The sequence below is a fragment of the Streptomyces sp. NBC_00669 genome (genome assembly GCF_036226785.1).
In the GTDB taxonomy this organism is placed as follows: domain Bacteria; phylum Actinomycetota; class Actinomycetes; order Streptomycetales; family Streptomycetaceae; genus Actinacidiphila.
On the sequence record NZ_CP109018.1, the window covers coordinates 4,675,315 to 4,687,943 of the forward strand.

Below are 12,629 nucleotides of genomic sequence, written 5' to 3' on the forward strand. Positions count from 1 at the left end.
GTCGGGCCCCCTGCGTCCGGCCCACCCCGCTCATGCGCGGGGCGGGCCGGCCCATGACCGGTCAGCCCTTCAGCCCGGCCATCCACTCCTCGACCTCGTCCGAGCGGCGCGGCAGTCCCGCCGACAGGTTCCGGTTGCCGCTCTCGGTGACGAGGATGTCGTCCTCGATCCGCACCCCGATGCCGCGGTACTCCTCCGGCACCGTCAGGTCGTCCGCCTGGAAGTACAGCCCGGGCTCCACGGTGAGCACCATGCCCGGCTCCAGCGTGCAGTCCACGTATGTCTCGGTACGTGCCTGGGCGCAGTCGTGCACGTCCAGGCCGAGCATGTGCCCGGTGCCGTGCAGCGTCCAGCGCCGCTGCAGGGCGAGTTCGAGCACCCGCTCCACCGGCCCCTCCAGCAGGCCCCACTCGACCAGCCGCTCGGCGAGCACGCGCTGCGCCGCCTCGTGGAAGTCGCGGTAGGCCGCGCCGGGCTTGACCGCGTCGATGCCGGCCTGCTGCGCGTCGTGGACCGCGTCGTAGATCTTCTTCTGCAGCGGCGAGAACCGGCCGTCGATCGGGAGGGTGCGGGTGACATCGGCGGTGTAGAGGGAGTGGGTCTCCACGCCGGCGTCGAGCAGCAGCAGTTCGCCGGCCCGGACCGGGCCGTCGTTGCGCACCCAGTGCAGGGTGGTGGCGTGCGGGCCGGCGGCGCAGATCGAGCCGTAGCCGATGTCGTTGCCCTCGACGCGGGCGCGCAGGAAGAAGGTGCCCTCGATGTACCGCTCGGAGGTGGCCTGCGCGCGGTCGAGGACCTTCACCACGTCCTCGAAGCCGCGGGCGGTGGAGTCGCACGCCTTCTGGAGCTCGCCGATCTCGAACTCGTCCTTGATCAGGCGGAGTTCCGACAGGAAGACCTTCAGCTCCGTGTCCCGCTCGGCGGTGACCTTGTCGGTGAGGGCCGCTTCGACCCCGGCGTCGTAGCCGCGCACCACGCGGACCGGGCCGGTGGCCTCGCGCAGCACGTCGGCGACCGTGCGGACGTCCTTGCACGGCAGCCCGAGCAGCTGCTCGCCCTCGGTCAGGCTGTTGCGCCGGCCGACCCACAGCTCGCCCTGGCCGTCCAGCCAGAACTCGCCGTTCTCCCGGTCGGAGCGCGGCAGCAGGTACGCGGTCGCGGCGTGGCCGCCCTCGGCGATCGGTTCGAGGACGAGGACGGCGTCCTGGGTCTGGTCGCCGGTGAGGTGCACGTACTCAGTCGAGGCACGGAAGGGGTACTCCGTGTCGTTGGCGCGGGTGCGCAGGTTCCCGGCGGGCACCACGATCCGCTCGCCCGGGAAGCGGGCGGACAGCGCGGCACGGCGGGCCGCGGCGTACGGCGCTTGCGGTATCGGCTCCAGGCCGCTCCGCTCGGTGTCGGCCCAGCCGGACTTCATGACCGCGGTCAGCTCGTCGGACACCGCGGGATACAGCCCGTTCTTGCGCTGCTTGATCGGGCGGTCCTGCCCGTCGGACCCGGCCTCGCCCGCCTCGGCGGACTCCTGCGCATCGAGCGCTTCCTCCTGCCGGCCCCCCGCCGTGTCCTGCCTGTCCTCGGCCTTCGCCACGTCCTGCCTCCTCAAGAATGAACCGTTCGTCCATCGTATGGGCGCGGGACGGCGACCGGTCGGGGCGCCTGTGGATAACCGGGGGCGAGAAGGGGAGAAGGGGCGGAAGTGGAAGAAGAGTCACATGGTGGCGGTATGAATCGTATGAACGGGACGGAACGGTCGGAGTGGGAAGGGCGGGGTGGGCGCGGGGGACGGAACAGGTCTGCCGGCGGGCCGCCGTCAGTCGTCGAAGCGCACGGCGAGCAGTACCAGGTCCTCGATGTGGTCGGCCCGGTCCCGCCCGTCGGGGAAGAGCGTGCGCAGCACGTGGTCGGCCAGCTCCTCCGGGTCCGCCCGTACGCTCCTGGGCGCGGTCTGCGCGGCTGAGTGCAGCCGGGACAGCGCCCGGTCCGCCGGCTCCCCGGTGCGGTGCAGCAGCCCGTCGGTGTACAGCAGCAGGCTCTCGCCGGGCCGGACGGCCAGTTCGGCGCAGGGCGCCTCCCAGCAGCTCAGCATGTTCAGCGGCGCGGAGAGCGAGGTCTCCACGTACTCGCAGCGCCGGTCGCCGACCACCAGCGGCGGGCAGTGCCCGGCGCCGGCCATGGTCAGCTTGCGGCCGCCGCCCGGCAGCGCGGTGGCGTACGCGAAGAGCGCGGTGGCCGAACGGGCCGGCTCGGTCAGCCGCATCAGCAGTTCGAGGTCGGACAGCACCGCGACCGGGTCCTCGCCCTCCATCACGGCGTACGCCCGCAGGGACGCGCGCAGCCGGCCCATCGCGGCGACCGCGCCAGGCCCTGAGCCCGTCACCCCGCCGACGGCGAGCCCGAGCGCGCCTTCGGGCAGCGGCAGGGCGTCGTACCAGTCGCCGCCGCCGCGCGGGCCGGTGGTGTGGCGTACGGCCATCCGCAGACCGGGCACCTGCGGCAGTCGGGCCGGCAGCAGTTCCTCGGACAGCGCGCGGGCCGCGGCGCGGGCCCGGCCCAGGGTCAGGCAGCGGGCCACGTGCTCGACGGCGAAGCGGAGGTAGAGGCTGACGAGGCGGCGCTGGCGGTCGGTGGGCTCGGCGGGTTCGTCGTAGAACCAGACGGCGGTGCCGAGGCGGCCGGCGGGGTGGTCGGTGGGGAATCTGGTGCGGGGGCCGGTGCGGGGTCCGGTGGGGTGGCCGGCGGCGTGTTCGGCCCCGTCGCCCGCGCCGGTGCCGCTGTCGGCGGCGGCCTCCGCGACCAGCGGCACCGCGTAGCTCGCGGCCAGGCCGAGCTGGGCGGCGACCTCGCGGTGCCGGGTGGTCGGACCGGGGCCGTGCAGCAGGTCGGGGAGGACCGCCTCGGCGGACTCGGCGTCGAGCGGAACCGTCTCCAGGGTGCCGAGGTCGCTGCGCCCGAGACCCAGGCCGACGCTCGTCGCCGGGCCGAGCCGGTCCGCCGGGTCCAGGGCGATCAGCCCGCGCCGGGCGCCGACCAGCGTGGCGCCCGCCCGCAGCACCTCGTGCAGGGCGTCGTCGAGCGCGGCGGTACGGGCCAGCCGCTCGGTCAGTTCGTGCAGCAGGGACAGGTCGCACACCCAGGCGGCGAGCCGGTCCTGGACGGCGAGGGAGTGGTCGGGGGTGCCGCGGGGCGGCATCACGCGCGGGGCGGAGGCCGGCGAGGGCGGCACCGGGACAGGGGCGACGGGTGGTGCGGAACCGGCCGCGGTGGCGATCGTGGCGGCTGTGGCCGTACCGGGCGCGGGGGGAGCGGGGACAGGGGCGTCAGTGTCCGCCTGGACGGGAGTGGACGGATCGCTTCCGGCCACTTTTCTGACGGGTGCGGGGCTCATGGCCGGATACTTCCGGCCGGTTGCCGGTGAGCGGGGCAATCGGTGCTTTTCGTCCGCAATGCGCGGCGCATCTGCATGAATAGCATCGCAAACCCCCATGTCGTGCTGCGCTGCTGTCAAGACCCCACTTCTACACGCACGATCGTGGGCATGTCCAGGATTGTCCCGGTACACGGAGTGGTGTCGGCAGCGTGCCCCGGACGGCCCTGTTTCCGCGATGTTGGCCGAAAAGCGCCACCCCCGGTGTATGCGCACGATCGACTGGGGCCAGCCAACAGCGCGTCATTTCGCGGGTGGTGGGTAGGAACCCGAAGTCCGGCTCAAGCGTCGTAGTACGTATACAGTTGACGGCCGACCCAACCCCGAGTGGCGAGGGGTGCGGCGTCCGACGCGGACCATGACATATGGCCCGCGACCAGGGCGCAGTGAGTTCAGTGCGAGTCCAAGAGCGCCGGTTGCGCGCCACCCTCCGCCACGTTCCACGCTCGGCTGGCAGTGCGATGTGCTGCCTCAAATGCGGTGTGCTCGACAGTTACGTTGTGCAGTGGGCAGATCCCTGGGCGTTAACGGAAAGGAACGAGCGCTGATGCGCGAGATCCTCGGAAGGCGACGCAAGATCTCTCTTCGGCGGAAGGAGCGGACCGCGTATCTGGACGCGGCGCTGACTTACGCCGAGCGGTGGCAGTGGCGCGTGGTCCCCGGCGTGGGAGTCGACGGGCCGGGTGCGCGGCGCCCGGCCGGTGCCCCGGCCTGTGGCTGCGGGCGCCCCAACTGTCCGGTGCCCGGAGTCCACCCGGTCGAGCCCGGACTCCTCGCCGCGACCCGTGACCCGCGCATGGTCCGCTGGTGGTGGACCCGCCGGCCGGACGCGCCCGTGGTGCTGGCCACCGGCGACCGCGTCTCGGCGGCGAGCCTTCCCGCGGTCGCGGGAGCGCGCGCCCTGGAGGCGATGGAGTCGCTGGGCTGCCGGCTCGGCCCGGTCGTGGCCACTCCGACCCGCTATGTCTTTCTCGTCGCCCCTTACTCCCTCGCCGAGTTGGGCGAACTCCTCGACAGCCAGGACTGGGTGCCGACCTCGCTGCGCTACCACGGCGACGGCGGGTACGTGGCGCTGCCGCCGGCCGGCGGCCAGCCGGGCCCGCTGAAGTGGGTACGCCAGCCGGTCGTGCCCATCGTCCCGGTCGCCGCCGTCAGGGCCGCCCGGATGGTCGACGCCGTCAAGGCGGTCAGGAACGCCGAGCGGACGCCGTGGCTGCCGCGGATCGACACCCTCGTCGACGCCCTGGTCCGTGCCGGGCGCACCGCCCCCGACGGGGACCGACTGCGCTACTGAAGGTCCTCTGACGGGGTACAAGCCGGGTGTCGCCGGAACCACCGGTGGATTGCGAGCGTTATGTTCGCCCGGACCCCTGATGTCGAGTGCAGGTGAGCCCTTTGAAGTCACAGCAGCCGTCGGACGCTTCGGACCAGCGGGGGCGCTCCCGGTCTCAGGACCGGGAGCACGACCAGGACGGGGCTCGGGCGGACGGGCTGCGCAAGGTCGCCGCGGCGAGCGCGGCCGCGCTCGCCGCCGTACTGGCTCTCGCGGTGGCCACCGCCGGCTCCGACCACGGTGTCCCCCACCGGGGCAACGCCGGCCACAGCACCGCGCACGCCCACCCGTCGTCGGACGACGACTGAGGCGCTCGCCGCGGCCGGTAGGGCGATGACGACCGGTATGACGTGTACGACCGGTTTGGTGACGGTGTGTGCGATGACCGAGCCCGGGCCGCGCGCGACGGGATCAGTACCCGGGAAGCGGCGCCACAACGGATTGCGTCGATGCGGATCGGTCGGGGCATGGAAACGCCCGGTCGCTGGCGACGGGGGATGCACCAGCGACCGGGCTGCTCAAACGGTAACAAGACTTCGGCTGTTAGCAAATTCCCCGTTCGGGGGAGCTGCCCCATGACCCGGTGTTTCCAAGGCAGTTGTGATCGGAATCACTGAACGACCGCTTGGTCGGGACCCTTGCGGCGGACGCGCGTTCGACCTCGTTCGCCCGGTGTTCGGCGGCCGGCGTCGGTCAGGGCCGGCCGGCAGCGGCCGGCGGCGGCCTGCGGGGTGGCCGCCGACCGCCGACGGCCGTCAGCTCAGCGTGATCTGACGGTTGGTGAAGCCGCTGCGCGCCCTGCGCTCCTCCGCGGTCAGCGGACCGGTACGGGCCAGCGTCTCGGTCAGCCGCTCCTCGAAGGCCGCGGCGGGCTTCTCCACCTCTTCCGCGGACGTGCCGACCGGCAGGTCCCACACCGGCACCATCAGACCGTGCGCCCGGAAGGACCCGACCAGCCGGGTGCCCTCGCCGAGCCCGGAGGCTCCGGCGGCGTGCAGCCGCGCGAGCGCGTCGAGCAGGCCCTCCTCCGGGTGCGGCATGACCCAGCGCAGGTGGTTCTTCTCCGGCGTCTCGCACCAGTACGCGGCGTCCACGCCCGTCAGCCGGACCGTGGGGATCGCCGCCTGGTTCGCCCGCTCCAGCGACGCGGCCACCTCGCCGCCGGCCGCGTTCGCGTCCTCCAGCCAGAACTCGAAGCCGCTGTGCACCTCGGGCTCGAACGGCACGGACAGGTCGAGCAGGTCCTGCAACCGCGGTCCGTCCGGTGCGGGACGGCGGCCCTCCACCGGGTTGCCGGGCGCCGCGTCGAGCGCGCGGGTCAGGGTGTCCGCCAGGTCGCGGCTGATGTCGCCGCTCGACGCGTCGTTCTGCAGGCCGAGCAGCACAGCGCCGGTGTCGCGGCGCAGCGCCGGCCAGGCCATCGGCAGCACGGTGCCGAGGGTCACCGACGGCACGCCCGCGGGCAGTTCGCCCTTGAGGGTGAGCGGCACGGTCGCGGCCGGCACCAGCTCGCGCAGCGCCACCCAGTCGCACTCCCCCGGCAGGCCCTCGAACGGACGGCGGACCAGCTCGGTGACGGCGTGCGCCGCCTCCCGGCCGTGGCACGCCTTGTACCGCCGCCCCGAACCGCACGGGCACGGTTCGCGCGCGCCGACGACAGGAACGGCATCGCCTGCCGCCGCCTGCTGGTTCCTGGACTTGGTGGCGGTCGCGCGCTTCTTGGCCATGCTCGGTGTCTCCCGGCCTCTCCCGGTACGGCGTTCTTCCGGCCTGCGAGCCTAGCGGTCGCCGGGCCCCGCCCCGGCCGCAACGGACCTCGCGCCGCGCACGGGCATGCTCCGTTCGGCACGCGTGCCCGCGAGGCCGTACGAACCCGGACGACCTCGCGTGCCTCGTACGAGCGGGTCGGCGGGAGGGAGTCGGTAGCCGTACGGCCGGCGGGAGGAGGGAACCGGCCACCGGACCGTGCGTGGGCCGGCCACTGGACCGGCCACGGAACAGACCCCCGGACCGGCCACGGAACAGACCCCCGGACCGGTCACCAAACAGACCACCGGACCGGCCACCGAACCTTCGGCTATCCCAGGTCGTCCAGGGACTCGGCGAGGTCGAGCGGAAGGCCGAGGGGGACGCCCAGGGGGAGGCCGATGCCGGTGCCCATCGAGTCGTCGCGGCGGGCGTGCCTGCCGCGGACCGGCAGCAGCGCCCAGACCGTCACCTCGCCCGGCGCGTCGCGCACGCCCCAGCGCAGGGCGAGGCTGCCGACGATGCCCAGGCCGCGGCCGCCGTGTGCGGTCAGCGAGGGGCTCGACGGGCGCGGCCGGGTCGGGCCGCCGCCGTCGGTGACCTCCAGGACGAGGACGCCGCCGGCGTCCACCGACCAGGCCGCTCGTATGCCGCTGCGCTGCTCGGGGGTGTCCGCGCGGTCCGCACGGTCGGTGTGGGCGGCGCGGACCGGATGGTGTGCGGGCGTCTGCGCGCCCACCCGGCTCTCCGGTGTCCGCGGGTCGCCGCCGAACCCGCTGATTCCGTTGACACCGATCCCGCCGGCATCCGCGATCCCGGCGATCCCGTCGGAGCCGTCGAGTCCGATGTCGTCCAGCGGACGGGCGTGCCGGCAGGAGTTGCTGATGAGCTCCGAGAGGATCAGGACCGCGTCGTCCACGACCGGGTCCGGCACTCCTCGCGCGTACAGGTCGGCACGCAGTCTGCGTCTGGCGTCCGCGACGCCCGTCGGACCATGGGGCAGGGCCATGGTCGTGGACGTCGGCACCTCTTGCGCCACCATCAACGACACCCCCGAGACCTCCTTGTTCACCCCACGCCACAGGGTGGATGCCCCTTGGCACTCGAGCGGAAACAGGCCAAGCGCGATCTTTTACGGCACACTGACGGCTGATATGGAACACGTCCATGCCCAACGCACGATCCGGCGCGTGGCGTAACGATTCAGCCCGTGAGGCGTGCGCCTCGCGTGCGGCGGCGGCGGAAGCCCCGCCTGCGACACGGCGAAGGCGGTGGTGGCGGTGACGGTGGAGGAGACGGCCGCAGGCCCGCGCGGAGCCGTGGCCGGGGGTGGGGCGTCAGCCGGGGCCGCGGGGGCTGCGGGGGCCGCGGGGGTCGGCTCGGCCGCCGCCGGGCGGTCAGCGGCCGAGCTGGGCCAGCACCCTGCGCGGGCGGTTGGTGATGATCGCGTCGACGCCCAGCCGCGCGCACAGCTCGACGTCCTCGGGGCGGTCCACGGTCCAGACGTGTACCTGGTGGCCGGCGCGGTGCAGGCGCGCCACGTAGCCGGGGTTGGCGCGGACGATCCGCATGCTCGGCCCTGCGGTGCCCACGCCCGCCGGCAGCCGCCCGTCGCGGTGCCGCGGGGAGACGTACTGCATCAGGTAGACCGTCGGCAGGGCGGGCGAGGCGAGGCGGACCCGGCGCAGCGAGCGGGCGGAGAAACTCATCACCCGCACCTGGGAGGGCGCGCCGGGCGCCGGGCGGTCCAGGCCGAACCTGCCCAGCAGCTCCAGCAGCCGTTCTTCCACCTGTCCGGCCCAGCGGGTCGGGTGCTTCGTCTCGATGGCCAGCTCGACCCTGCGGTCGGTGTCGGCGACCAGTTCCAGCAGCCGCTGGAGGGTCAGCACCCGGCTGCGCTCGCCCGGGTCGTCCGGGCCGGTGCCGAGCCGGTCCTGGGCGAACCGCTCCGGCGCCTCGTGGTCGGCGTTCTGGCCCTTCCAGGAGCCGAAGTCGAGCGCCGCGAGGTCGGCCAGCTCCATCGACGACACGGCGCCGCGGCCGTTGGACGTGCGGTTCACCCGCCAGTCGTGCACGCACACCAGCTCGCCGTCGGCGGTCAGCCGGACGTCGCATTCGAGCGCGTCCGCACCGTCCTCGATAGCCTTCCGGTACGCGGCGAGCGTATGTTCTGGTACGTCCTCGGAGGCGCCCCGGTGGGCGACGACCTGGACCGGCCGTCCCTCCGGGTACGGCTCCGGGGCCACGCGCGCAAACGTCACCGGGCCATGGTGCCACCGTGCGGCCGGCGGCCACGCACCGTACGGCGGCCGGCCGCGCCGCCAGGCGTACGGGTCCGGGTGCGGGCTCCGTACGGCGGGCTCGCCAGTGCCGTAGGGCGGATGCCGTACGGCGGGTCGCAGGCTCCGTACCGCAGGCCGCGGGCTCCGTGCGGCGGACCCGCGCATGGCGCACAGCTACCCCTTACGGCGGTCCGACACGCCGTAGGAAATGCTATGGGCACGACGTGATCCGTCCCCTTGTCTTCTGTCGTTCGTCATGACCCTGAGGAGAAATGCTGTGAGCACCGAGAACGAGGCCGGGTCGTCCGTACCGGCTGCGGAGTCGGCGGCCGCGCCCGACGGTGCCCCGGCTGCCCACGTTCCGCCGGCCCCCTCCGCGCCGCCCGCCGCCCCGGCCCCCGCCGACCAGGTGCCGTCGCAGGCACAGGAGGCGGACGTCGAGCCGGGCCGGGCCGCGAGCCCCGACGCCTCCTCCTCCACTGGACCCGCCCCCGAGGCGGTGCCCACGCAGGCGCCCCCGCCGGTCGGTCCGCCGTCGCCGTACGGCCCGCCGCCGAGCGCGCTGGCCGGTGGCGGCCAGGCCCCGTCGCCGTACGACGCACCGAAGACGGGTGCGCCGTCGTACGAGGCGCCTCAGGCACCGCAGGGCCCGCACGCACCCCAGGCCCCGCAGGCGCAGGCACCTCAGCACCAGCCGCAGCCGCCTCAGCCGCAGTACCCGCAGCCGCCGGCCGCTCCGGCGCCCGCTTACGGCGCTGCCGCGCCGGCGTACGGCGCTGCGCAGGGCGGCCAGCCCGGGCAGCCGGGTCAGCCCGGTCCGCAGGGGCCTGAGCACCAGGGTGGCCAGGAGCCCGGTGCCCAGCAGCCCAATCCGGTGCACGACCCGTACGCGGTGCCGTCCACCCCCTCGTACGCCACTCCGCAGCCCGGCGCGGGCGGCCCCGGCGCCCCCGGCGGCCCGGTGTGGGGCACCCCGATGCCTCCCGGCTCGCCGTCCGGCGACGGGCGTGGCAAGCGCCGCATCGGCAGCATGGTCGCCGCGGTCCTGGTCGCCGCTCTGGTGGCCGGCGGGGTCGGCGGCGGCATCGGCTACTACGCCGCCAAGCACAACGACGACTCCGGCTCCACCACCATCTCCGCCGCCAGCAGCAGCAAGGCGCTCAACCGCGCCCCCACCTCGGTGGCCGGCATCGCCAGCAAGACGCTGCCCAGCGTCGTCACCATCAAGGCGCAGAACAGCCAGGAGAGCGACACCGGCACCGGCTTCGTCTTCGACAAGCAGGGCCACATCCTCACCAACAACCACGTGGTCGCCCCGGGCGCCGACAGCGGCAAGCTCACCGTCACCTTCTCCAACGGCAAGACCTACGACGCCTCGATCGTCGGCCGCGCCCAGGGGTACGACGTCGCCGTCATCAAGCTGAAGAACCCGGGCGCCGTCAAGCTCACCCCGCTCCCGCTCGGCAACTCCGACAACGCCGCCGTCGGCGACGCCACCATCGCGGTCGGCGCGCCCTACGGCCTGTCCGGCACCGTCACCACCGGCATCGTCTCCGCCGTCCACCGCCCGGTCGCCTCCAGCGACGGCGAGGGCAGCAGCGCCTCCTACATGAGCGCCATCCAGACCGACGCCTCCATCAACCCGGGCAACTCTGGCGGCCCCCTGCTCAACGCCAACGGCGCCGTCATCGGCATCAACTCCGCCATCCAGCCGGGCGGCACCTCGTCCCCCGGCAGCCAGGGCGGCAGTGTCGGCCTCGGCTTCGCCATCCCGATCAACCAGGCCAAGCGGGTCGCCACTCAGCTGATCAAGACCGGCCAGCCGGTCTACCCCGTCATCGGGGTCACCCTCAACACCCAGTACGACGGCGACGGCGCTCAGATCTCCACGGATTCCAACTCCGCGATCACCCCCAACGGCCCCGGCCAGAAGGCGGGCCTCAAGCCCGGCGACGTGATCACCAAGTTCGACGACACCCTCGTCGACAGCGGTGAGACCCTGATCGGCGAGATCTGGCAGCACGAGCCCGGCGACCAGGTCACCCTGACGTACACCCGGGACGGCTCCACCCACACCACCACTCTCACGCTCGGCCACCGCACCGGAGACAGCAACAGCTGACCCACCCCACCCCCGCCCGACGACCCGATACGCTGTCCCCCACGGCGCCCCCGCCCCCGGGGACACCCGTGGAGGCTTGCCCGAGCGGCCGAAGGGAACGGTCTTGAAAACCGTCGTGGCAGCGATGTCACCGTGGGTTCAAATCCCACAGCCTCCGCAGAGGTAGTGGTACGAGCAGGTCAGAAGGGGCGCCCCAGGTTCTGGGGCGCCCCTTCGGCTTGTCCGGTGTCCCGCCGCGGACCGCTCGTGTCCCGCTGATGACCAGTGCGTGTGGTCAGCCTGTGGTCAGGTTCGGCAGAGGTGGCGTGGGGCTACGCTCTGCTATCCCTGCTGGTTGGCGAGGGCTTCGCTGATGAGCTCGTTGGTACGGTGCTGAACGCCTCGGAGGATCTTCGCGTAGAAGCGGAAGAGGACGGCGACGCTGTGGCCGGCCCGCCGTGCGGCCTCCACCGGGTCCGCTCCCGCCCTGATCCACAGGGAGATTCCGGCCTGGCGGAGGCAGTAGGGCACTTCGGCCAAAGGCGCCTCCACTTCCTCGGCCGAGAGAACCTCTCTCCGTGCCGCTTGCCACAGTTCCGTGTATTCGGTGGACCGGACCCGTCCGCCGCCGGCCGCGCGGAAGAGCCGTCCATCGGCCGCCGTGCCGTGAACCCTCATGTGCTCACGCAGCATGCGCACCAGGACCGGCGGAATCGGCACGGATCTGGTGGCCTTACGCGCTCGCCTTTTGAGCCCACGCTTCTCGTACGACAGTCCGTCGTCCGTCCAGCCCGACCCCACTTCCGGCCGGGACTCGGAGAGGACGAGTTCGCCCCAGGCGGCTTCGTCCTCCTCCACCGGGAGCATGCATGCTTTCCTGCCGAGCGCGGCGGCTTCTGAGGGGCGGAGCGCCGCGTAGTAGAGGCACCCGAAAAACGCTTCCAAGTGGTCTCCGCGAGTGCCCTGTGATCCGACGGCCCGAATGAGGCTGAGGGCGAGATCCGGTTCGGGTACGTACCGGAAGTCGACCTCGTCATCGGTGTCGGGCGGTTCCCAGTCGATCCGCGACAACGGGTTCACCGTGAGCAGGTCACGTTCGACGGCGTAGCGCAGGGCGTTGTTGAACGTGGTCCGCCTCCGCCGGAACGTGTTGTCGGCGGCGGCCGTGCCGTCGAGTTTGAGCGACAGCGCGGTCAGCGCGGCGCGCATCCTCTCCGAGGTGCCCAACTCCGCCATCTTGAGGGAGTTCCTGGCGATCCAGGCCAGGGCTTCCGACTCTTCATCGGGTAGTGGGTGGGCGTCCTTGCGCGCGATCACACCTTCCTCGGTGCGGCACATCTGGAAGGCCCCCGTGCGCAGTGCGCGCCTGAGCAGCACTCGATCCGGCATCGCCCTGTCGGAGGAGACGAGGACGAGGGTCACGATCGTCAGGGACTCCGCGATGCCGACACGGTGCTTGGCGGCGGCCCGCGGCCACTTCATGAGTGCGTACGCGCACGCGTGCTCGTACCAGGTGGGCGAGCGTCGCTCGCGAAGCTCGGTCGCGGGCAGGCCCGTCTCCGAGTCGAACTGCTCGCCGCGACGGACGGCGGACATCAACTCCGAGCGTCGGCCGTCGGCGAGGGTGACGTTGGCGAAGACCGCGTAGTGGACCTGCGGGCCGACGCGCCACCGTAATTGGAAGGGCGAACTCTTGCTCGGGCGGCTCCGGACGCTCCAGATCCGCACGTCATAGGTCAGCAT

Annotated in this window: 9 protein-coding genes and 1 tRNA gene; 4 read left to right on the forward strand and 6 right to left on the reverse strand. The window is 73.0% G+C overall.

The features are described 5' to 3' along the window. Window positions 1-61: 61 nt before the first annotated feature. Together OG896_RS19405 and OG896_RS19410 are read right to left on the reverse strand one after the other, a co-directional pair. Window positions 62-1,474 carry an aminopeptidase P family protein gene (locus tag OG896_RS19405; protein ID WP_329374142.1) on the reverse strand — a complete coding sequence of 471 codons (1,413 nt, stop codon included), beginning with the start codon at window positions 1,472-1,474 and terminating at the stop codon, window positions 62-64. Window positions 1,475-1,810: 336 nt separating this feature from the next. After that, window positions 1,811-3,385 carry a PP2C family protein-serine/threonine phosphatase gene (locus OG896_RS19410; RefSeq protein ID WP_329367102.1) on the reverse strand — a complete coding sequence of 525 codons (1,575 nt, stop codon included), beginning with the start codon at window positions 3,383-3,385 and terminating at the stop codon, window positions 1,811-1,813. A gap of 586 nt (window positions 3,386-3,971) precedes the next feature. Between OG896_RS19410 and OG896_RS19415 the strand changes: the two genes are divergently transcribed. Continuing rightward, window positions 3,972-4,718, forward strand: coding sequence for a bifunctional DNA primase/polymerase (locus tag OG896_RS19415; protein WP_328466447.1), 747 nt, complete (start codon window positions 3,972-3,974; stop codon window positions 4,716-4,718). Window positions 4,719-4,819: 101 nt separating this feature from the next. Next, a complete protein-coding gene (locus OG896_RS19420) occupies window positions 4,820-5,065 on the forward strand; it encodes a hypothetical protein (protein WP_329367105.1) in 246 nt (81 codons plus the stop codon). Between the two features lie 447 nt (window positions 5,066-5,512). Here the strand turns inward: OG896_RS19420 and OG896_RS19425 are convergent, their stop codons facing one another. The 3 genes from OG896_RS19425 to OG896_RS19435 form a co-directional block, all read right to left on the reverse strand. Next, window positions 5,513-6,484 carry a DUF5926 family protein gene (locus OG896_RS19425; RefSeq protein ID WP_329367107.1) on the reverse strand — a complete coding sequence of 324 codons (972 nt, stop codon included), beginning with the start codon at window positions 6,482-6,484 and terminating at the stop codon, window positions 5,513-5,515. Window positions 6,485-6,834: 350 nt separating this feature from the next. Further along, a complete protein-coding gene (locus tag OG896_RS19430; RefSeq protein WP_443057259.1) occupies window positions 6,835-7,554 on the reverse strand; it encodes an ATP-binding protein in 720 nt (239 codons plus the stop codon). A gap of 346 nt (window positions 7,555-7,900) precedes the next feature. Continuing rightward, window positions 7,901-8,764 (reverse strand): glycerophosphodiester phosphodiesterase, encoded by an 864-nt coding sequence (locus tag OG896_RS19435; protein WP_329367111.1) that lies wholly within the window; start codon window positions 8,762-8,764, stop codon window positions 7,901-7,903. A gap of 298 nt (window positions 8,765-9,062) precedes the next feature. On the opposite strand from OG896_RS19435, the gene OG896_RS19440 reads away from it, so the two are divergent. Together OG896_RS19440 and OG896_RS19445 are read left to right on the forward strand one after the other, a co-directional pair. Continuing rightward, a complete protein-coding gene (locus OG896_RS19440) occupies window positions 9,063-10,907 on the forward strand; it encodes a S1C family serine protease (protein WP_329367113.1) in 1,845 nt (614 codons plus the stop codon). Window positions 10,908-10,977: 70 nt separating this feature from the next. Next, window positions 10,978-11,064 (forward strand) — tRNA-Ser (locus tag OG896_RS19445). Window positions 11,065-11,228: 164 nt separating this feature from the next. On the opposite strand, the gene OG896_RS19450 is transcribed toward OG896_RS19445, so the two are convergent. Then, window positions 11,229-12,629 (reverse strand): tyrosine-type recombinase/integrase, encoded by a 1,401-nt coding sequence (locus OG896_RS19450; protein ID WP_329367115.1) that lies wholly within the window; start codon window positions 12,627-12,629, stop codon window positions 11,229-11,231.